Origin of the sequence: Desulfobacter sp. (genome assembly GCA_028768525.1) — a bacterium.
Classification (GTDB): Bacteria; Desulfobacterota; Desulfobacteria; order Desulfobacterales; family Desulfobacteraceae; genus Desulfobacter.
The window spans coordinates 3,980,492-4,000,855 of record CP054837.1; the positions used below are offsets into that span (position 1 = coordinate 3,980,492).

At 52.0% G+C, this 20,364-nt stretch carries 18 protein-coding genes and 1 tRNA gene; 12 read left to right on the forward strand and 7 right to left on the reverse strand.

What is annotated here, in order from left to right; genetic code table 11:
• Window positions 1-2 precede the first annotated feature (2 nt).
• From HUN04_17685 to aprB, 3 genes are all read right to left on the reverse strand, one after another.
• A complete protein-coding gene (locus HUN04_17685) occupies window positions 3-1,274 on the reverse strand; it encodes a CoB--CoM heterodisulfide reductase iron-sulfur subunit A family protein (protein ID WDP91429.1) in 1,272 nt (423 codons plus the stop codon).
• Window positions 1,275-1,567: 293 nt separating this feature from the next.
• Entirely contained in the window at window positions 1,568-3,529 is a 1,962-nt protein-coding gene (locus tag HUN04_17690; GenBank protein ID WDP91430.1) for an adenylyl-sulfate reductase subunit alpha, read from the reverse strand.
• 48 nt (window positions 3,530-3,577) lie between these two features.
• Window positions 3,578-4,015, reverse strand: coding sequence for an adenylyl-sulfate reductase subunit beta (aprB, locus tag HUN04_17695; GenBank protein WDP91431.1), 438 nt, complete (start codon window positions 4,013-4,015; stop codon window positions 3,578-3,580).
• A 451-nt stretch (window positions 4,016-4,466) separates the two neighbouring features.
• On the opposite strand from aprB, the gene HUN04_17700 reads away from it, so the two are divergent.
• From HUN04_17700 to HUN04_17710, 3 genes are all read left to right on the forward strand, one after another.
• The gene (locus HUN04_17700; GenBank protein WDP91432.1) at window positions 4,467-5,204 is read left to right on the forward strand and encodes a YkgJ family cysteine cluster protein; all 738 of its coding nucleotides are present in this window, start codon (window positions 4,467-4,469) and stop codon (window positions 5,202-5,204) included.
• Between the two features lie 2 nt (window positions 5,205-5,206).
• Window positions 5,207-6,025, forward strand: a complete 819-nt coding sequence (locus tag HUN04_17705; protein WDP91433.1) for an SDR family oxidoreductase — start codon at window positions 5,207-5,209, stop codon at window positions 6,023-6,025.
• Between the two features lie 118 nt (window positions 6,026-6,143).
• On the forward strand, window positions 6,144-7,049 hold the full coding sequence (locus HUN04_17710; protein WDP91434.1) for a LysR family transcriptional regulator: 906 nt from the start codon (window positions 6,144-6,146) through the stop codon (window positions 7,047-7,049).
• A gap of 195 nt (window positions 7,050-7,244) precedes the next feature.
• Here the strand turns inward: HUN04_17710 and HUN04_17715 are convergent, their stop codons facing one another.
• The 4 genes from HUN04_17715 to HUN04_17730 form a co-directional block, all read right to left on the reverse strand.
• On the reverse strand, window positions 7,245-8,369 hold the full coding sequence (locus tag HUN04_17715) for a GGDEF domain-containing protein (GenBank protein WDP91435.1): 1,125 nt from the start codon (window positions 8,367-8,369) through the stop codon (window positions 7,245-7,247).
• 193 nt (window positions 8,370-8,562) lie between these two features.
• Entirely contained in the window at window positions 8,563-10,692 is a 2,130-nt protein-coding gene (gene pta, locus HUN04_17720) for a phosphate acetyltransferase (protein ID WDP91436.1), read from the reverse strand.
• 151 nt (window positions 10,693-10,843) lie between these two features.
• Window positions 10,844-11,404, reverse strand: a complete 561-nt coding sequence (locus HUN04_17725; protein WDP91437.1) for a YkgJ family cysteine cluster protein — start codon at window positions 11,402-11,404, stop codon at window positions 10,844-10,846.
• Window positions 11,405-11,427: 23 nt separating this feature from the next.
• Complete coding sequence (locus HUN04_17730) at window positions 11,428-12,516, reverse strand: deoxyguanosinetriphosphate triphosphohydrolase (GenBank protein ID WDP91438.1); 1,089 nt, start codon at window positions 12,514-12,516, stop codon at window positions 11,428-11,430.
• Window positions 12,517-12,638: 122 nt separating this feature from the next.
• Between HUN04_17730 and HUN04_17735 the strand changes: the two genes are divergently transcribed.
• The 9 genes from HUN04_17735 to nusA all read left to right on the forward strand — a co-directional run bounded on the left by HUN04_17735 (window position 12,639) and on the right by nusA (window position 20,354).
• Window positions 12,639-13,160, forward strand: coding sequence for a nucleoside deaminase (locus HUN04_17735; protein WDP91439.1), 522 nt, complete (start codon window positions 12,639-12,641; stop codon window positions 13,158-13,160).
• Between the two features lie 105 nt (window positions 13,161-13,265).
• Window positions 13,266-13,787, forward strand: a complete 522-nt coding sequence (locus tag HUN04_17740) for a translation initiation factor IF-3 (protein WDP93331.1) — start codon at window positions 13,266-13,268, stop codon at window positions 13,785-13,787.
• 145 nt (window positions 13,788-13,932) lie between these two features.
• Entirely contained in the window at window positions 13,933-14,130 is a 198-nt protein-coding gene (gene rpmI / locus HUN04_17745; protein ID WDP91440.1) for a 50S ribosomal protein L35, read from the forward strand.
• Window positions 14,131-14,281: 151 nt separating this feature from the next.
• Window positions 14,282-14,635, forward strand: coding sequence for a 50S ribosomal protein L20 (rplT, locus tag HUN04_17750; protein ID WDP91441.1), 354 nt, complete (start codon window positions 14,282-14,284; stop codon window positions 14,633-14,635).
• 28 nt (window positions 14,636-14,663) lie between these two features.
• Complete coding sequence (gene pheS / locus HUN04_17755) at window positions 14,664-15,668, forward strand: phenylalanine--tRNA ligase subunit alpha (protein WDP91442.1); 1,005 nt, start codon at window positions 14,664-14,666, stop codon at window positions 15,666-15,668.
• A gap of 1 nt (window position 15,669) precedes the next feature.
• Window positions 15,670-18,108: a phenylalanine--tRNA ligase subunit beta gene (locus HUN04_17760; protein WDP91443.1), complete on the forward strand. Its 2,439-nt coding sequence runs from the start codon at window positions 15,670-15,672 to the stop codon at window positions 18,106-18,108.
• Window positions 18,109-18,211: 103 nt separating this feature from the next.
• Window positions 18,212-18,287, forward strand: a tRNA-Gly gene (locus tag HUN04_17765).
• Window positions 18,288-18,444: 157 nt separating this feature from the next.
• Window positions 18,445-18,921, forward strand: a complete 477-nt coding sequence (locus HUN04_17770; protein ID WDP91444.1) for a ribosome maturation factor RimP — start codon at window positions 18,445-18,447, stop codon at window positions 18,919-18,921.
• Between the two features lie 17 nt (window positions 18,922-18,938).
• Window positions 18,939-20,354 carry a transcription termination factor NusA gene (gene nusA, locus HUN04_17775; GenBank protein ID WDP91445.1) on the forward strand — a complete coding sequence of 472 codons (1,416 nt, stop codon included), beginning with the start codon at window positions 18,939-18,941 and terminating at the stop codon, window positions 20,352-20,354.
• Window positions 20,355-20,364: the final 10 nt, after the last annotated feature.

A 20,364-nucleotide genomic window follows, 5' to 3' on the forward strand; every position in this document is an offset into this window, starting at 1 on the left:
ACTTACCTCCTGAGGGTCTGAATGGCTTTGAGGGCCATGCCGGTTGCATTCTGGTTGCTGGTTACAACATCGGCCGGTTTATTGGCACACCCTGCTGCGAACAGGCCGCCTTTGGAAAAGTCGTTTACAATGAAGCCTTCTTCGTCGAAGGTCAGGTCTGCGGCAGGTTTGTCCACTGCGCAGGTGGGCTGCATGCCGGTGGCAAGTACCAGCATGTCAACGGTCTGGCGGACCTTTTCACCGGTGATGGTATCTTCTGCCACCAGGTTGATGTTGCCGGTACCGGCTTCTTCGCTGACTTCGGCAACTTTGCCCTTAACAAAGAAGATGTTTTCGTCTTCTTTGAGTTTGGCATAGAAGTTTTCGTATTTTCTGCCCGGGGTACGCAGGTCGATGTAGTAGATGTAGATTTTGGCATCGGGGTACTGCGCTCTCAGATAGGTGGCATGCTTCAGGGAAGCCATGCAGCAGATATAGGAGCAGTAGGACAGATGGTTCTCGTCCCTGGAACCGGCACATTGGGCAAATGCGATGGTCTCAGGCGCTTTTTCATCTGAGGGGCGGAGGATCTTGCCTTCTGTGGGGCCGTTGGAGGAGGCCATTCTTTCCAGCATCATGTTGGTCACGATGTTCTGGTACCGGCCGAATCCCAGGTTGTCGATGCGGGTGGCATCGTAGGGCTGCCATCCGGTGTTGAAGACCACGGCGCCAACTTTAAGCTCGAAGGTTTTTTCTTCCATGTCGAAATCGACGGCGTCGTATTTACAGGCTTCTTTTACCTTGTCTCTGTCGTCGGTGCCCATGGCCGGATCCATGACGTAGCGCTGGGGATAGGCCATGTTGTGGGGCAGGTAGGCGGCTTTGCGCCGATCCATGCCGAAGTTGAATTCGTTGGAGATTTCAGTCTCGCAAACTTTGGCGCATTCACCGCAGCAGGTGCAGTTTTCGTTGACGTACCGGGGGGCGGTTTTCACGGTAACCGTGTAGTCGCCGGCCTGGCCGTCCACCTTCTGAACTTCAGACATGGTGAATACTTTAATGTTTTTATTATCTTTGAGACGTTTGTAGTTGATCTCAAGACCGCAAGTAGGCGGGCAGAGTTTGGGGAAGTAGTGTTTGAGCTGGGTGACTCTTCCGCCAAGGGATGCTTCCTTTTCCACCAGGAAGACCTCATACCCCACTTCGGCAGCTTCCAGGGCAGTTGTCAGGCCGCTGATTCCACCACCAACCACCATGATGCTTCCACTTACCGGGGCTGAATTTTCTGTTGTCATGCTGTCCCTCCGTGCAATTGAGTTATATCATTTAAGGGTTTACGTTTATTCTGTAATGCCGCATCCTTAACATTTGGATGGATACCGACATCCTCTCTCCTTATTTATAAAGCTGCAAATAATTACCCTATAATTTTTGCTCTTGCAACCTTACAAAAAAGGAGACAGGAAAAAAGCCGGGCTCGGCCGCCCCAAATAAGCCGGGGCTAATCTGAAAAAACCCCCAGGCACCGGATTACCGGCACCTGGAGGTTAATATCAAGCAACCCGTAGGTTAAAATCTAATGTCCGCACTAGTCGGCAATGATTTTTACATAGGGTTCTTTTTTCAGAGACCATTCGTTGGTTTCTTTGTTGTAAGTAGAGTTAACAAAGCAGAACCATTCTTCGTCATTCTGGCCCATGAAGTCGCCTCTGTAGTAGAAACCAGGGAAGCGGGATTCTTCACGGAACTGGATGTGACGGGTATGAGCCTGAACGGTGTAGAGTCTGTGGTTGATTTCCCAAGCTCTCATCAGTTCATGCAGGTCACCGGCAGCAATGTTTTCAAGGTCTTCACGGAACATTTCGAACAGGTCCATGAGAACTTCGAGGGATTTGCCGTTGGTCATGTAGAAGGTACCGGTACCAGCACCATACTCATTGGTCATCTTCATCAGACGCATAGCCATACCAGCAGGTTTGCAGTATTTGGGGTTAACGTCCTGAGCAGTGGTGTACTCGTAGTTGTCCAGGTAGTTGTAGACGGGTTTGTAAACGAAGTCTACCAGTTCCTGATCGGTTTCTTTGAAACCAGAAACCTTGTCGCCTTCGGCTTTCAGGTACTGAATCATGGACTTGGCAATGATACGACCTTCAGCATGGGAACCAGAGGAGAATTTATGACCGGAGCAGCCAACGCCGTCGCCAGCGGTGAACAGACCCTTAACGGTGGTCATTCTGTTGTAGCCCCATTTGTAGGAATCGGGTACCCAGTCTTCTTCGGGACCGGAGCACCAGATACCGCAGCAACCTGAGTGGGAACCCAGCAGGTACGGTTCGGTGGGCATGATTTCAGAGTCTTTCTTTTCAGGTTCGGTGTTGGTGGCGCACCACAGACCGGCCTGACCTACGGACATGTCAAGGAAATCTTCCCAAGCTTCAGACTCAAGGTGCTTCAGCTCTTTTTTGCTCATGGTTTCGCCCAGGGCAGCCAGTGCCTTGGAGGTTTCCATGATGATGGGACCGCGGCCTTCTTTGTACTCTTTCATCATCAGGTGGTTACGCAGACAAGTCGGAGTTACGGCAGCAGTTCCGTAAGGAGCGTATTTTTCAAGCTCTGCTTTGGCATCGTCAGAACCGGCATAGTTTTCACCCAGGCCGTTAACGGTTTTTGCTTTGAACAGCAGGAACCAGGCGCCAACAGGGCCGTAACCGTCTTTAAAACGGGCGGGGGTGAAACGGTTTTCCATCATGGACAGTTCAGCACCGGCTCTCAGAGCCATGGTGTAGGTAGAACCAGCGTTCCATACGGGATACCATGCACGGCCTTTACCTTCAGCAACGGAACGGGGCTGATAGATGTTAACTGCGCCACCGCAGGCAACCATCATAACCTTGGCGTTGATGATGTAAACTTTGTTTTCACGTACGGAGAAACCAACGGCGCCGGCAACTCTTGAGGGGTCGTCTTTGTCGTTCAGGATTTCAACGATGAAAACCCTTTCCAGGATGTTTTCGTCACCCAGGGCTTTTTTACCGGCTTCAGCAACGATTCTTTTGTAAGATTCGCCGTTGATCATGATCTGCCATTTACCGGTACGGACGGGAGTAGCGCCGCCTTTCAGGGTACCCTGTTTCTGGCCTTTTTTACCGTCGAGGTTTTTGTTGTCTTCGGTTTTTTTCCAAACGGGCAGACCCCATTCTTCGAACAGATGTACGGAATCGTCAACGTGACGGCCCAGGTCGAAGATCAAGTCTTCACGAACAATACCCATCAGGTCGTTACGTACCATGCGCACGTAATCTTCGGGTTTGTTGTCACCGATGTAGGTGTTGATTGCGGACAGACCCTGGGCTACAGCGCCGGACCTTTCCAGAGCAGCTTTGTCCACCAGCAGGATCTTGGTGTCATCGTCAGCCCATTTTTTGATTTCAAATGCAGTACCGCAGGCAGCCATACCACCGCCGATGATCAGTACGTCAACGTCTCTTTTTTCTACTTCTGGCTCTCTAACGACTTTGAGTTCGCCAACAGGTTTGTTAGGTAATGCCATTATATACCTCCAAAATATTTAGAATGTTCAGAAATTAACAGGTAAGACTTATGCCAGTTCCTGGGGAGTTACCAGTACATAACCGTCAGCTTCCTGAGTGGAAAGCAGGCCGGAGCTCAGGTCTTTACCCTTGAGATCTTCATAAGCGTTGGCTTCGCCTTCGGGAGTAGTTCTGATGGGGAACTTGAAGCGTTTTACAACACCGTTTCTGAACTTACAGGTCCACATGATGTCTTCGGTACCCATCATGGGCTGTACAGAAGCGCCCATGGGTACGAAGTCAGAGTAACCTCTTACTTCAATGGCCTGTGAGGGGCAGATTTTAACACAGGAGTAGCATTCCCAGCACTGATCCGGTTCCTGGTTGTAAGCCTTCATTTCGTTGGCGTCCAGAACCATCAGGTCATTGGGGCAGATGTACATACATGCGGTTTTATCGCCGCCTTTGCAGCCGTCACATTTTTCTGCAATAACAAAAGATGGCATTTAAAATACCTCCATAAATAAAGTTAATCAAATCGCACAAATTACGTTGTGCTACTAGTCTTATCAACATCATTGGTCGGAACCGAAACACTTCGGCCGACCTGTTCAGCCTTGTTGTGCGGAACGCTTCAACCCTAAGAATCGTGGCTCGTTTCCAGGGTTGAAAATACCTCTTGATCCGCATAAATGTTATGGGAATAGCACCCTCACAATGGGCTTGTCAAGCAAATTTAAAAAAAAGGATTTATCAATTTATTCAATTTTATTGATGAATTTTTCCTTGGACAATATGTATGAGATCAGCTAAATTCAGCTACCACATATAGTGAATTTATTGCAAGTAAAATCATCTGGAAAAATTAATATCTTCCTGGTAATTTAGCCTGCAATCCGTTTGAAGCGGATTTTTATAATATTAGTATATAATAAGGAAAGAAACTGAGGTAAACATATGTCAGAAGATATGATCCCCGTGGGATTGAATGATCCCATGGGATTTTGCTGCAAGGCGGATAACCCCTGTTTTAACGAATGCTGCAGGGATCTGAACCAGGCCCTGACCCCCTATGATATCCTGAGGATGAAACGCGCTAAGGGGATGAAGTCCGGGGCGTTCCTTCGGGAATATACCTCCATGCACCTGGGGCCGGGCACCGGCCTGCCCGTTGTCGAATTCAAACCGAACCCGGCCACCGGCCATGCCTGTCCCTTTGTCCGGGAAGAGGGGTGTTCACTGTATGCGGACCGTCCCGGTTCCTGCCGCCTCTACCCCCTGGCCCGGGCCATTGCCAAGGACAGGGCCACAGGAGAGATCAGAGAATACTTCGCCCTGATTGAAGAGGAACATTGCAAAGGGTTTTCTGAAAAAGGAAGTGGCCCCACCGTCGCCCAATGGCTGGAAAGCCAGGATGTGGCCACCCATAATCTGCATAACGACAAGATGATGGAATTGATCAGTCTGAAAAATCAGATCATGCCCGGGCAGCTGGAAGGGTTCCAGTCCGACATTTCTTATACCTCCCTCTACGACCTGGATGAATTCCGGGCACAGATTAAAACCGGCGGACTTCTCAAGGATATTGACCTGCCCGGCGGGTTTTTGGAAAAGATCGAAAGCGACGAAGCGCTGCTGGATTTTGGTATCCAGTGGGTGAAATACCAGATCTTTGGCAGGGATATTAAGTTTTAGCCATGGAGATCCAAGGAAAAACCGCCCTGGTCCTCGGGGCGGTTAAAGGTATCGGCAAGGGCATCGGGCTGGAACTTGCCCGGCAGGGTGCCCGGCTGGTTCTCACCCGCCACGACTGGGAAGATTCCTTTTCTGAAATGGAGGCGGATTTCACGGCCGCCGGTGCAGAGCACCATATCATCCGGGCCGATCTCAGGAATATAGACAATATCCGCTCACTGGCCTGTTTTATCCGGGAGAAATACGGCCGCCTGGATATTCTCATCAACAATATCGAGCGGGGGGGATGGCCCACCGTCCACGGGGAATATGTTGAAAACCAGTGGGACCTGGAAATCGAAACCACCCTCAAGGCCAAGCGATGGGTTTTTGACGCTGTGTTTCCCCTGCTCAGGGCGGCGGATGAGGCGGTCGTAATCAATATTTCCTCCATTGCCGCAATTACCGGGCGCACCGGGCCGGCAGCCCTGGTTTTCAACGATGGGTATGCCGCGGCCAACAGGGGGGTGCAGACCCTGACGGAAACATGGGCCCGGATGGGGGCTCCCCATATCCGGGTGAATGAACTCATGCTGGGGGTGTTTGAAACCCGGCACGCCCAAAGCACCCGGGGTTGGCGGGAGGTGCTCTCCGATCGGGAAAAACAATCCCTCATCGACCACACCCTTGCCGGGCGGACCGGCCAGGTTTCGGATGTGATCAAGGCGGTGAATTTTATGATAAAAGATGCGCCTTACATGACCGGTTCTGTTCTTCGGCTGGACGGGGGGTTTGTGCTGGGGGGGGCGTCAGTTCCACCCATGCCCAAAGGGATTGTCTAATCGTTCCATTTAAAAAATTTAAAAACATAATCAATTTTTTTGAACAAACTGCTTTGGCTCGGTGTTGCGCCGTGCTATGGTAGGCGGTGGTTTTTTAACAGCACAAGGAGGCAAATCCGTGACACTAAGACAGCTAGAACTTTTTCTTGCCCTGGTTAAGACCCCCCATCTGAGCCAGGTTGCCAAGGATGCGGGGCTGACCCAGTCCGCTGTCTCCATGGCTATTAAAGCATTAGAAGAGACACTGGGCAAGCAGTTGTTCGACAGGATCCACAAGCGGCTGGTGGTGAATGAAAACGGCCGCTATTTCTACCAGATGGTTGAGCCCCTGGTCCTGGGACTGAGGGAGAGCGAGGCCATGTTCCGGGACCAGGATCTGTTGGGCGATATAAAGGTGGGGGCCAGTTCATCCATTGCCAATTATATTCTCCCCCAGATCATGTATGAGTTTGCCGAGCAGTACGAAGGGGTGAAGCTGGAAAAAATTACGGGCAACACCATTGAGATCGGCCACCTCATTGAAAACGGGGAGGTGGACATCGGATTTGTGGAGGCGGATTACAACAGCACAGAGATTGAGCGTGAAATGCTGGGGCTTGATGAACTCTATGTGGTCACCGGAGACGATGACCTGGTTCGGGATGAAGAATACAAGATGGACGAGCTGCTCTCCAAGCGGTGGATATTCAGGGAAGAGGGGTCCGGCACCCGGGAAGTCTTCCTTTATTATATGAAAAAATACAAAAAACGGTTCAAGCCCTTTCTGGAGGTCGGGCATACTGAAGCCGTGAAATCCGTGCTTGCGAACAAGGGAACGGTTTCCTGTCTCTCCAGGATTTCCGTGATGAACGAATTGAGCGCCGGCCAGCTTTTCCGCCTGAAAATCCAGGATTTCAAGTTTACCCGGTCATTCTATACCATCTGGCACAAAAATAAGTATTTCAGTTCTGTGCTCCAGGAATTTCTTTATTTCACAAAGGAGCGGTACAAGGCCGTATATGAAAGTCACTCCACTACCCATTAACCCCGGCTGCGAGGGGTGACTGGGGTGTCCGGGAAGGGGATTTGCAGATTTCCGATAAATTCCTTCGACTCTTTTTTGCCCGGTTCGGCCCGATAAAAGCGCATTGAGATCCATAATGGGGTAGTCGGGAAGGCCTGGCCGTTTTTTTTGCCAATGTTGTTTTCCCTGAAAACCTGGTCCCGCTAATTGAAATTTTTATTCGTTGTATGCTGTTTCAAGTTCAGGCATTTCTGTGCACACCCGGTTTCGTCCTGATGCTTTTGCCCGGTAAAGGGCATGGTCCGCAAGGGCAATGAGGGTCTGTCCGGTCTGCCGGGCCTGGGGGGTGGTGCATGCGTGGCCGATGCTCATGGTTGCCCTGATTCGACGGTTCTCAAAATCGATGTGGGCGGATGCAATGCGCTGTCTGAATTCTTCTGCCAGGGCCAAGGCGGCTTCCGGGCTTTCGTCCGTCATAAGGACAATGAATTCCTCACCGCCGTAACGGGCCACCACATCGGTTTTCCTTTTATACACTTTCTGCAAAAGGGCGGCTGTCATCTGGAGATAGGCATCCCCTGCCGGGTGGCCGTGCCTGTCATTTACTTTTTTGAAGTGATCCACATCGCAGATCAGGATGTTCAGGGTGGTCTGTTTGCGGCTGGCGCGGTCCCACTCGTAGGAAAAGGTCTGATTGAAGTGGCGCCGGTTTGACAGCCCGGTGAGTTCATCCCGGTTGCTCAGGCGTTTGAGCGCCTTTGTTTTTCGTTCCAGCAGGTATTCGTTGTCCAGGGCACTCCAGTATTCTTTGTTCTGGCGGGCAGCCATAAATATCATATAGACGAAAAAGAGGGAGAACAGCACACCCTGGGGCTGATCCTCAGGAGACACCAGAAGAAAGGTGGTGCCCGGCAGCAGGATGCAGGTGTTGAAGCCAAGGGCCAGCCAGAGGTTTGGGATGAATGCGACCACGCCGCCGGCGCAGAGCCCAACCGTGCAGATGCACATGAGCAGTCTGTTGTATAGCTCTTCTTGCTGGGTGGTGAATTGGGCATAGCCGAGTCCCCAGAAGAGGGCGGTCAGAATGACGCTGGTCATGAAGGTCCCGTTATTGAATCTGCTTTTTGGCAGGTGTCTGTCCAGCAGCATATGGGCTATCCGAAAAATGCAAATGCCGAACATGCACCCCATAAACAGGTTTGAAAAATCCGGATGGCGCTGATAGTAGTTGCCTGAAAATATAACCACACTGATGGCGATCATATAGAAAACAATACCGATGGTGGATCTCTTTTTTAAATCAACCAATACTCTTGAAGAGAGAATCTGGGGTCTAAACATCGGCGATTCCTGTATTGAATCCTTTTAGCGTATTGTAAACATTGTTTTACGCTAACAGAAAACCTGGGATTCTGGCAACTTTAATTTTAAATTTCAGTGAGTTTTTGGACTGGGCCGGGAGGTGTGCGGATTCCCAGGGCCTTTGCCGGCGGCTGCGGTAAAGCGCCGGCAAAGGCATAGAGAATTGCTGGTTTTATTTAATTAGCGTTAGGGGTTTGGGGGCGTTGAGCCAGTCCTGCTCTGCCGCCTGGATGGCGGTGATGGCAACGGTATTGATGATGTCGGCCACAAGACAGCCCCGGCTCAGGTCGTTCACCGGTTTGTTCAGGCCCTGGAGGGCCGGTCCGATGGCCATGGCACCGGAGGACCTCTGAACCGCCTTGTAGGTATTGTTCCCGGTGTTAAGATCCGGGAATATGAATACCGTGGCTTTGCCGGCAACAGAGGAATTGGGGAGCTTGGTTTTGGCCACGTTGGGCTCCACGGCGGCATCGTATTGGATGGGGCCTTCAATGAGGAGGTCGGGCCGTTTGGCCCGCACAAGCTCGGTGGCCTCTCTGACCTTATCCACATCCTTGCCCTTGCCCGAGGTGCCGGTGGAGTATGAGAGCATGGCCACCCTGGGTTCGATGTCGAACATCTTTGCGGTTTCCGCAGAGGTGATGGCGATCTCCGCCAGTTCCCTGGCGTCTGGGTCCGGGTTTATGGCGCAGTCCCCGTAGGCCAGGACCCGGTCTGAAAGGCACATGAAAAAGAGGCCGGACACCGGGGTTTCCCGGCGCTTGGCCTTGATGATTTCAAAGGAGGGGATGATGGTGGCGGCGGTGCTGTGTGCCGAGCCTGATACCATTCCGTCCACATGGCCCATGTGGACCATCATGGTGCCGAAGTAGTTGACATCGCAGATCCGGTCCCTGGCGTTTTCAAGGGTGATGCCCTTGTGTTTTCTCAGATTGTAGTATTCCTGGGTATAGGCTTCCAGGTGGGTGGATCGCTGGGGGTCGATGATTTCAAGCTCGCCCATGCGCAGGCCCAGGGTATTGATTTTCTGGTGGATCTTGGCTTCATTCCCCAGGAGGGTGATGTCCACAATTTCCCTGCGGAGCAGGGTTTCCACAGCCCTCAGGATCCGGTCCTCGGTGCCCTCGGGCAGGACGATACGCTTCTTGAAGCTGCGGGCTTTGCTGAGCAACTGGTATTCGAACATCTTGGGGGTGACAATGGTGGAGTCGGTTTTGATTACCTTGTCCAGCAGCTTTTCAATGTCGATATTCTGTTCGAACAGGGCCAGGGCCCGGGTGATTTTTCTTTCGTCATAGGGTGAGATGTCGGACCTGAGCTTTTCAACCATGACGGCCGTCTGGAAGGTGTCCTCCTGAACGCTGAGCAGGGGTACCATGCCTGAAAATCCCTGGATCAGGTCCCACACGGCATCTTCCGGCTGGAGGCCGCCGGTGAGGATGATACCTGAGATATTTTCAATGGAGGCGGAGGACAGGGTGGCCATGCAGGCCACGATGACGTCTGCCCGGTCCCCTGGGGTGATGACCAGGGTGCCGTGGGAGATGCGGGTGAGCAGGTTTCTCAGCTGCATGGCGGCGACGGTGAACTGGCGGGCATGGCGGTAAAGCTGTTTGTGACCGCAGAGGACTTTGGCGTCCAGGGCGTCAGCCACCTCGCTCAGGGTGGGTTTGGACAGCACCTCTTCTTCGGGCACTGCGTAAATCAGTTGTTTGGTGAAAAGGCCGGTTTCGTTAAAGTGATTGATGACGGCCTCTTTGTCTTCGGGGGAAACCCGGTTAATGATGGTGCCGATGACATCGCAGCCCTTGCTTACCAGGGAATCTAGGGTCAAGCCCGCTATCAGGGATGCTTCTTCCATGGATTTTTTGTGGGCGTCTGCCACCAGGAGAACGGGACATGAGAGGTTTTTGATGATGGTCGCATTGATGTCGAATTCCACCCCTCCGGTGGAAGAGACAAAGTCGGTTCCTTCGCAGAGGATGAAATCGCAGTCCTTTCGGGCCTCGTTGTACTTTTCAATGATCCGTTCCAGAACCTCGTCTTTTTTGCCCAGGGTCAGCAGCCGGTCTGCTTCGGCCTGGGTGATGCCGTACATTTTTTCATAGGGCCGGTCCAGGCTGAACTGGCTGGACATGAGTTCAATATCCAGGTCCCATGCATCCTGGGGATCATGGCTGATGATGGGCCTGAAGAAGCCTACGCAGTCCAGGCGCCTGAGCAGCATTTCCATTACCCCCAGGGCAATGGCAGACTTCCCGGACCCTGCTTCCGTGGCTGTAATGTATAAGCCGTTTGACATGTGATTCTCCTAAAAAATTTGGGTGGGATTTCCGTCAGAGGACGAAGTTGTTCGCACTTTTGGTAACTTCTTAAAATTAAATGGTTTTTGTATTTTATAAAAAAGTCGCAAAAATGACAATCGATTTTACGACATTCATATTTGAATCGTATTAGTTTGGGGTCAGCAGAATTTCTGCGATGGTCTGTTTTATTTTTCCATTCCGCCCGGTGGCCGCCCTGAATCCCATTTCAACGCCGGCCATATCCCGGTAAAAAGGGGTGCGGTCGAAGGGGATATAGTCACGGTTGTCAAAATTTCCCGCAGCGCATCCAGGGCCTTTTATGGGCGGGGCGCCTGGCTTGTGAAGTTCATGGGGAAGGCCGTGCATCCGGCATATCATGGGGCGGTACGGGTAGAGCCCGCAACGGCCATTCGTCAGCAAAGGGCATGGAACTTTTTTGGACTCCGGTATGCCGCCGTCTTCCTGGGCAAATGTGGCTGAACAATAATTTTCTGCCTTTTCCAGAATGTTTTTCTGTTCCGCCTTCGGGAGGGTGGAAAAGCCGTGGAGCAGATAGGCCTTTTCAACCTGGGTGTGGTGGTAAAACAGTGAGAGGCAGCAATTGTCTTTGCAGCCGTTGCACTGGAAGCCGTATCCGGCTGCCGCCCTGTCCCAGGCCGTGTCCATTGTGCGGTATAATTCTGCCAGTTGTTTAAAGTGTCTGTTCATGGATTTTAATATTTTTTAATGGGTCAGACCAGCGGGTTGGGGAAGAAGAGCCGGGTGTACAATTTGAGCGCATACCGGTCGGTCATGGAGGCGATGACATCGCACACCGAGCGTTTAAGTGTGTTTTTGCCCGAATCCCAGGGGGCCATCTCCATTTTTTCCAGTTCTTTTTGCATATCTTCGGGATGTTCAAGAAAATACTGGTAGAGCCCGGCAATCACCTTTTTTGCCTTGACGAATTCGTTATGGACCTCAGGGGAGCGGTATACTTTTTCGTATAGAAATTTGCGCAGGACGCCCATGGCCTTAAAGGTGTCTTCTCCCATGCTCAGGATGAATTTGCCGTCTTTCGGGCCGCTGTTATACACCAGCTGCTCCATCATGGTAGAGGCCCGCATGGAATGGGTGCTGCCCAGTTGTCTGCTGCAGATTTCCGGCACATCGGATTTGTCAATCACCCGTCCCCTGAGGGCGTCATCCAGGTCATGGTTGAGGTAGGCGATGATATCCGCCACCCTGACAATCCTGCCCTCGATGGTAACGGCGGTTTCCCCGGGGGTGGCCGGTATGATGTTGCCGAAGCCCTTGGAGTGCTTTAGTATGCCGTCCCGGACTTCCCGGGTGAGGTTGAGTCCCCTGCCACGGTTTTCAAGGCTGTCCACCACCCGAAGGCTCTGGTCGGAGTGGGTGAAATGGGAGGAGTGAACCTGGATCAGGGCGGTTTCACCGCCGTGTCCGAATGGGGTGTGGCCCAGATCGTGGCCCAGGGCAATGGCTTCGGCAAGGTCTTCGTTGAGCCGCATGGCCCTGGCGATGTTTCTTGCAATTTCTGAGACTTCAAGGGTGTGGGTAAGCCGGGTGCGGTAATGGTCACCCAGGGGGGAAAGGAATACCTGGGTTTTGTATTTCAACCGCCTGAAAGCATTAGAGTATACGATCCGGTCCCTGTCCAGCTGGAACGGGGTTCGGATGGAACAGGTGTCCTCTTCGGGGTGCCGCCGGCCGGCCGTGGTGCTTGGGGTGGCGAATTCCGACAGAAAACTCATTTCTCTCTGCTGGAAGCGCTCCCTGATGCTCAGCGGCGCGGTGTCTGCTTTTTCTAAGGCTTTCATAAAATCATCATTGATTATTTAACAAGATCCAATAAAATACAGGATTTAAAGAAAAAAGCAAGTGCCGGATGCGTCATTCTTCCGGTATATTCCCCTTAACCTGAAAAGTAAAGGCCAAGATTTTGGAGTACGAGTTTTTTATGGAAAAGGCCCTGGAGCAGGCGGGTAGCGCCTATGACCAGGGGCAGTTCCCGGTGGGATGTGTGATTGTTCAGGACAACGAAGTTATTGCCACGGGAGCCAGGACCGGTACCGCGGGAGAACTTTCCTTTTTCAGTGAGATTGACCATGCGGAAATCCGCGCGCTCAAAGCCCTTGAGTCGGCCGATGTCGTTTTCCGGCCGGCTGATGCGGTGCTTTTCTGTACCATGGAGCCCTGCCTGATGTGTTTTTCCGCCATTATTCTTTCGGGGATAAAGACAATTGTTTTTGCCTATGAAGATGCCATGGGCGGAGGGACCGGCGTCGACCTCGATTCTTTGCCTTCCTTATACAGGGAAGCCTGTGTGACCGTGGTTCCTCGGGTGTTACGGCAAAAAAGTCTTGATCTTTTTTATAATTTTTTTAATAAAGAGGCTAACTTATACTGGAAAGACAGTTTTTTGGAAGCGTATACCCTGGCCCAGAAGGGGCAAAATAGGTAATACAATTATTTGCTTGCAATTAATAGGGATTGTCGTTATAATTCCAAGGTTATGCTTGTTATATTAACATGATTAATTATTTTATGCCACGGCAGGAGGTGGAAAATATCTAAGCGAGGAAGGCAGGATCAGACACGTGTGAATAAGGGAATCAGAGCCAGCGAAGTGCGGGTGATTGGTTCTGACGGCGAACAGGTTGGGGTATTGCCCATAGCAGAGGCATTGCGCATTGCCGAAAATGAAAATATGGATCTGGTGGAGGTCTCTCCGGATGCCAAGCCCCCTGTCTGCAAAGTAATGGATCATGGAAAGTATAAGTACGAGCTGACCAAGAAAAAGCAGGAGGCCAAGCGGAAGCAGAAAAGCACCCAGATCAAAGAGATCAAGGTGCGGCCCAAAACAGGCGACCATGATCTTGAGACCAAGGTGCGCCATGTCGAAAAGTTCATTAAAAATAACGACAAGGTGAAAATTACCCTGGTGTTCCGCGGCCGGGAGTTTATGCTCAAGGAGCAGGCCAATGCAGTGCTGGAAAAAGTGGTGGAGATGACCAAGGAATTTGCCCAGGTCGAACAATATCCCAAGTTTGAAGGCCGTGTCATTACCATGCTTCTTGGTCCCAGATAAATCCCGCATTCTGGGCTGACGGGTTTCTCAGCAGGCGGGACCGGGAATGGGCCGTCTGCTTTGATACATAAATTTATGTTGGTGGTATATCTCGTGTATACCACCTTTAGTTTTTAGTAATCGCATTACTTTAAGAGAGGGTATTATGCCTAAGATTAAAACAAGCCGGGCAGCTGCCAAACGGTTTAAAAAAACAGGAACCGGGAAATATAAATTCCGGAAATCCCATGCCAGTCATATTCTGACTAAAAAAACCACAAAGCGGAAAAGAGGCTTCCGTCAGGACCAGATTATTGATGCGTCCGACATGAAGGCAGTCCGCCGTCTGCTGCCCAACGGCTAACGCCTGGGTGAATTCGGCAAGCATGCCGGTTGGGAAACTGGCAAATTAATATCGGCCGGATGTTCCGGCTGAATACAAAAACTTGACTCATTCCCGGTCACGGGCCGAAATAAGGCTTCGGAAGCCGGAAGTTAAAAAGGAGTGAAAAGACATGAGAGTAAAAAGAGGATTTAAGGCTAGAAGACGCCGTAACAAGGTGCTCAAGCTTGCAAAGGGGTTTAGAGGCGGTAGAAGTAAACTTTACAGAACCGCGGCGGACGCGGTCGACAAGGCATTAATGTATGCCTACAGAGACAGACGGGCCAGAAAAAGAGATTTCAGAAAACTTTGGATTGTTAGAATTAATGCCGGCGCCCGCATGAACGGTCTTTCCTACTCCCGTCTCATGCACGGCCTGAAACTGTCCGGCTGTGAACTGGACCGTAAGGTTCTGGCGGATCTGGCCGTTACCGATCCCGCCGGATTCTCCCAGCTGGCATCCCAGGCGGCTGCCAAGCTGAACTAAAAAGAAGACAAGAACCATCGGGGGAACGTTGCAAAACAATATTGCAGATATTGAAAAAGAGGCGCTGGATCAGATCGGCGCAGCCGATTCCAAGGATGCCCTGGAGGAGATTTCCATTCGTTTTCTGGGCAGAAAAGGAGTGCTCACCGGGTTTTTGAGGAATATTTCCTCCCTGCCCGAGGACGAGCGCCCGGCTGCAGGGAAAAATGCCAACCTGCTGAAGGTCAAGCTGGAAAAGGCGGTAAAAGCCGCGGAAGCCGGATTGAATGCAGTCGGCGAAACCGGTCCCGGCATTGATGTAACCCTTCCGGGTCGTCCAGCCGTCAGGGGGGCGCTGCATCCCATCACCCAGGTGTTGGATGAAATCTGCGGCATTTTTATGCGGCTGGGATTTGATATTGCAGAAGGGCCTGAAGTTGAGACGGATTATTACAACTTCGAGGCCTTGAATATTCCCAAGTACCATCCGGCCAGGGATATGCAGGACACTTTTTATGTGTCTGACAATATTGTTTTGAGAACCCATACCTCGGGCTCCCAGCCCAGGGTAATGGAAAAAAGCGAACCCCCGGTGAGAATTATATCTCCGGGCAAGGTGTTCCGCTGTGATTCGGACCTGACCCACACCCCCATGTTCCACCAGGTGGAAGGTCTGATGGTGGATAAAAACATCTCCTTTGGCGATCTCAAAGGGGTGTTAACTACCTTTGTTCATCAGTTTTTCGACAAGGACACCTCGCTTCGGTTCCGTCCCAGTTTTTTCCCCTTTACCGAGCCCAGTGCGGAAGTTGATATCCGCTGCGTCATGTGCAAGGGCAAGGGCTGCCGGGTCTGTTCCAAGACCGGCTGGCTGGAAGTGCTGGGGTCGGGCATGGTGCACCCCGCCGTATTTGAAAATGTGGGGTACGATACCGACAAATACACCGGATTTGCATTCGGCGTCGGCATAGAACGGATGGCCATGCTCAAGTATGGTATCGATGACATCCGGAAATATTTTGAAAACGATGTGCGTTTTTTAGGGCAGTTTTAATATGAAAGTCAGTTTAAGCTGGTTGCGCGAATATATTCCCGTTGACCTGGATTCCCAGGAAATGTCGGACCGCCTCACCATGGCCGGGCTTGAGGTGGATGCCATTGAAAATCTTTATGATTACCTGGACAACGTTGTCGTTGGAAGGGTGGTCGAGGCAAAGCAGCATCCCAATGCGGACAAGCTGACCTGCTGCGCCGTGGATACCGGCAAAGGGGAACTCTCTCCCATCGTCTGCGGAGCCCCCAATGTCAGGGAAGGCATGTTTGTGGCCTGCGCCCTGCCCGGAGCGGTGCTGCCCGGCGACTTTAAGATCAAAAAGAGCAAGCTGCGCGGGGAAAAATCCCACGGCATGCTCTGTTCGGCAGCTGAACTGAGGCTGGACGCCGATGCCGCCGGCATCATGGATCTGGAGGGCGAGCTTGAACCGGGGATGCCCCTGGAAAAAGCCCTTGCCCTGACTGACACTGTATTTGAAATTGACCTCACCCCGAACCGGCCGGACTGTTTGAGCCTCATTGGGGTGGCCCGGGAGACCGGTGCCTTTACCGAGCCTAAAAACAGGGTAACCCTGCCCGAGGCGGAGCTTCCCGCTGAACGGATCGGTTCCAAATCCATCCATGATTTTGCACGCGTGGAAATCAAAGATCCCGAACTCTGCCCCAGGTATACGGCAGGGATGCTTTTCGACGTCAAAGTGGGACCCTCTCCCTTCTGGCTGAAACAGCGCCTGGAATCCGTTGGTCTGACCCCCATCAATAATGTGGTGGATATCACCAACTATGTGATGATGGAAACCGGACAGCCCCTGCACGCATTTGATTTCGATAACCTGGCCCAGGGAAGAATTGTTGTAAAAACCGCGGGCAGCGGCATTGAATTTACCACCCTGGATTCAAAGCTTCACAAGCTGGAGCCTGAAATGCTCATGATCTGCGACGGGGAAAAACCCGTTGCCATCGCCGGTGTCATGGGCGGTGAGAATTCGGAAATTTCCGACACCACCACCCGGGTGCTGGTGGAAAGTGCCTATTTCAATCCGGTGTCCGTGCGCAGGACAGCCAAACGGACCGGCATCGGCACTGACGCCTCCCACAGGTTCGAGCGGGGGGTGGATCCCGAGGGCACTCTTTTTGCCATGAAACGGGCCGTTGCCCTGATGGCCGAGCTATGCGATGCAGAAATTGCCGAGGGAACGATTGATGAACATCCCCTGAAATCCGAGCCGGTGGTTATTGATCTGAAGGCCGAGGCCCTGAATGTCCGTCTGGGTACTGATTTTTCCGCCCAGCAGATTGCAGAAATCCTGGAATCCGTTGAGTTCAAAGTCGAAGCCGACGGCCAGGGACGGCTCAAGGTTCTGGTGCCCTCTTTCAGGGTGGATGTTGCCCGCCCGGAAGATCTGTCAGAAGAGGTGGCCCGTCTCTGGGGGTATAACAATATCGAAACCAGCTACCCGCCGGTGCCGGCCAGGGGGAAGGTGCTGAACCCCCGTTTGCTCCTCCGTGACAAGATCCGCCGGGCCATGACAGGCTTTTCATTTTACGAGGCCATCAACTATAATTTCATCCATGCCGACTCCCGTCAGAGGCTTGGATTTGGGGAGGACGACCCCCGGCAGGCAGCCGTGGAAATCCTCAATCCCATTTCCGAACAGATGTCCGTGCTCCGGACTTCTCTTGTGCCGGGGTTGCTTGAGACCATGAAACGGAACCTGGCCCAGCAGACCGAAACCCTCAAAGTTTTTGAGGTCGGGAAAGCCTTTTTTGACAAGGGGAAGGGCGAACAGCCCCGGGAGGTTGAAATGGTCTGCGGACTGATGACCGGCAACCGGACCGGCCAGACCTGGTATTCAAAAGTTGAATCCATGGACTTTTTCGACCTGAAAGGGGTGGTTCAGGGGCTGCTGGATGAACTTTTTATCACCGGCGTCCGGTATGAAAAAATCCAGGATGACTCCTGCCCCTATTTTGAAGCCGGATACGGCGCCGCAGCAGTGAAGGACGGCCGTTTGCTCTGCACCCTGGGTAAAGTGGATGCTGCCGTGCTCAAGGCCTACGGCCTGAAACAGGATGCCTATGTGTTTGACATGGATATGGATGCCATCCAGGCTGCCATGCCCGAAGCCATTCAGGCTGAGCCCCTGCCCAGATTCCCGGCCATTTCCCGGGACATGACCTTTATTGTGGATGCAGCGGTTGAAGTGGGTGCCGTGCTGGAGAATATTGCTGAATTCTCCAGAAAGCAGGCCCTGATCGAAGATTATTTTCTCTTTGACGTATTTGAAGGGGAAAGTATCGGAGCTGGGAAAAAATCACTCTCTTTCAGGGTGGTATACCGGTCAGCCAGTAAAACCCTCACCGAAAAGAACATTAAAAAAATTCACACCAATCTGTCCAAACGGATTCTGGATGATTTCGGTGCTGTTCTGCCCGGTTAAATTCCTGGCAGTAGGGATTTGGGAATTATCGGATAGGTTTTTTTTGAAAGCGGCAAATGGGTGTTGACAAACGGAAACCGCCCTGTTATATTCAGCCGCTAATGCGGGCATAACTCAGTTGGTAGAGTGCAAGCTTCCCAAGCTTGATGTCGCGAGTTCGAGCCTCGTTGCCCGCTCCATCTTTTTAGGTATGGGATGGCAGATTTGTTCCATTTAATGGGGTAAAATATGATCTGAGCCAAGGCTTACGGCGAAGATTTGTTGGGTTTGTACTAACGGGAACGGGCATCTGCCCGTTTTTGTATTTGTGGAAGATATAAAAGGTTGCTTTAAGACATGGGATTTATCAGACAGAAAGAATTGGGCAGGATTGAACTAAAGGTTCATGAGGTGGCAGCACCGCTGTTCGCAGCTGAAAAATATGAGTTGGTCCATGTCGAGTGCGTCACCAGCAACCGGGAGAAGATCGTTCGGCTTTACATGGATAAACCCGGCGGGGTCACCCTGGACGACTGCGTGTCCGTCAGCCGGGAACTGGGGGACCTCATAGACGTACACATCGAAGAGATCGGCAGCTACAGGCTTGAGGTCTCTTCCCCGGGCCCCAACCGCCCCTTGAACACCAGAGAAGATTTTCTGCGGTTTGAAGGACAGCGGATTAAGATTGAACTCCATGAGCCGATCAGCGGCCAGAAAAAGTTCACCGGGATTCTTGAGAAGACTAACAATGATTCTGTTGTAATTGCAGTTGATGGTAAGAGCCTCGAAATTGACGGGATGATGATCACCAAGGCAATGCTCGCAGGTCAGTAATTTGGAGAACACTTAACATGTTTATCACAGATATAAAAAGGGTAATTGACCAGGTAAGCCGTGAAAAAGGGATTGATGCCGAAGTACTCATCAACACCCTGAAAGAGGCCATCATTTCGGCTGCCAGGAAAAAAATCGGACCCAGGGCGGATATTGAAGTCCATTATGATGAGAAAAGTGGTGATGTTGAAGTCTTCCATTTTAAAGAGGTGGTCGAAGAGGTTGAATACCCGGACAGCGAACTGACCCTTGACGAGGGCATGGAATATGATCCTGAATGTGAAATCGGCGACTCTTTAGGTATCCGCATTGATACCGAGGAATTCGGCCGCATTGCCGCCCAGTCCGCCAAACAGGTGATTATCCAGAAAATGAGAGAAGCCGAGCGCAACGCCGTCTATGAAAATTTCATCCATAAAAAGGGTAAAATCATCAACGGCATTGTCCAGCGTTTCGACCGGGGCAGTATTGTGATCAATCTCGGGCAGGCCGAAGCCGTCCTGCGGCCCCGGGAGCAGATGCCCAAAGAAAATTATAAGCGGGGCGACAGAATCCGCGCCTATGTTCTGGACGTGCTTGAAGAGTCCAAGGGTGCCCAGATTCTATTGTCCAGAACACATCCTGAATTCCTTGTTGAACTATTCAAGACCGAAGTGCCGGAAGTGGCCGAGGGAATCGTGACCATCCGGGGTGCCGCCCGTGTGCCGGGAATCCGGGCCAAGGTGGCGGTATCTTCCATGGATTCCGATGTGGATCCCGTCGGTGCCTGTGTGGGCATGAAGGGAAACCGGGTGCAGAACATCGTCCAGGAACTGAGGGGCGAGAAAATCGATATTGTCCAGTGGAGCCCTGACATTGCGCGCTTTGTCTGCAATGCCCTGTCTCCGGCTGAGATTGCTAGGGTCATCATTGATGAGGACAACCAGTCCATGGAGGTTATTGTCAATGACGAGTACCTGTCCATTGCCATCGGCAAGGGCGGGCAGAACGTGTCTCTGGCCTGCGAAATTACCGGATGGCATCTCGAGGTAACCTCGGAAGAGGATTACAGCCGTGAGGTCAAAGAAGGATATGACAGCCTCATGAGGCTGACCGGCGTCGGCCTGCCCATGGCCGAAGTGCTGTTTAAGGCCGGATATGCGTCACTCTATGATGTTCTGGAGGCTCCGGTTGAGGATATTGCCGGGCTCATGGGCATTCACCCCGAGGACGCGATACTTGTCATCCAGGAAGCCGGGCAGATCATTGAGGCGGACCGCCTCGGTGCAGATGCCTTTGCCGAGGACGGCGGGGCCGGAGAGCTTGAGGCCGGGGGTGAGATGGTTGAAGGCGAGATGCCCGAATACGAAGATGAAGCCGAAGAATCGGCAGACGAAAAAGATACCCAGGATGAGGGTCCTGATGATGCAGATCAGGACGAGATCATTGACTAGGTTGCATCGG

Bases quoted from the DNA above. Each gene is read 5' to 3' on its own strand.
- HUN04_17685 (WDP91429.1), bottom strand. From the start codon at position 1,274: ATGACAACAGAAAATTCAGCCCCGGTAAGTGGAAGCATCATGGTGGTT.
- HUN04_17690 (WDP91430.1), bottom strand. From the start codon at position 3,529: ATGGCATTACCTAACAAACCTGTTGGCGAACTCAAAGTCGTTAGAGAG.
- aprB (WDP91431.1), bottom strand. From the start codon at position 4,015: ATGCCATCTTTTGTTATTGCAGAAAAATGTGACGGCTGCAAAGGCGGC.
- HUN04_17700 (WDP91432.1), top strand. From the start codon at position 4,467: ATGTCAGAAGATATGATCCCCGTGGGATTGAATGATCCCATGGGATTT.
- HUN04_17705 (WDP91433.1), top strand. From the start codon at position 5,207: ATGGAGATCCAAGGAAAAACCGCCCTGGTCCTCGGGGCGGTTAAAGGT.
- HUN04_17715 (WDP91435.1), bottom strand. From the start codon at position 8,369: ATGTTTAGACCCCAGATTCTCTCTTCAAGAGTATTGGTTGATTTAAAA.
- pta (WDP91436.1), bottom strand. From the start codon at position 10,692: ATGTCAAACGGCTTATACATTACAGCCACGGAAGCAGGGTCCGGGAAG.
- HUN04_17725 (WDP91437.1), bottom strand. From the start codon at position 11,404: ATGAACAGACACTTTAAACAACTGGCAGAATTATACCGCACAATGGAC.
- HUN04_17730 (WDP91438.1), bottom strand. From the start codon at position 12,516: ATGAAAGCCTTAGAAAAAGCAGACACCGCGCCGCTGAGCATCAGGGAG.
- rpmI (WDP91440.1), top strand. From the start codon at position 13,933: ATGCCTAAGATTAAAACAAGCCGGGCAGCTGCCAAACGGTTTAAAAAA.
- rplT (WDP91441.1), top strand. From the start codon at position 14,282: ATGAGAGTAAAAAGAGGATTTAAGGCTAGAAGACGCCGTAACAAGGTG.
- HUN04_17760 (WDP91443.1), top strand. From the start codon at position 15,670: ATGAAAGTCAGTTTAAGCTGGTTGCGCGAATATATTCCCGTTGACCTG.
- HUN04_17770 (WDP91444.1), top strand. From the start codon at position 18,445: ATGGGATTTATCAGACAGAAAGAATTGGGCAGGATTGAACTAAAGGTT.
- nusA (WDP91445.1), top strand. From the start codon at position 18,939: ATGTTTATCACAGATATAAAAAGGGTAATTGACCAGGTAAGCCGTGAA.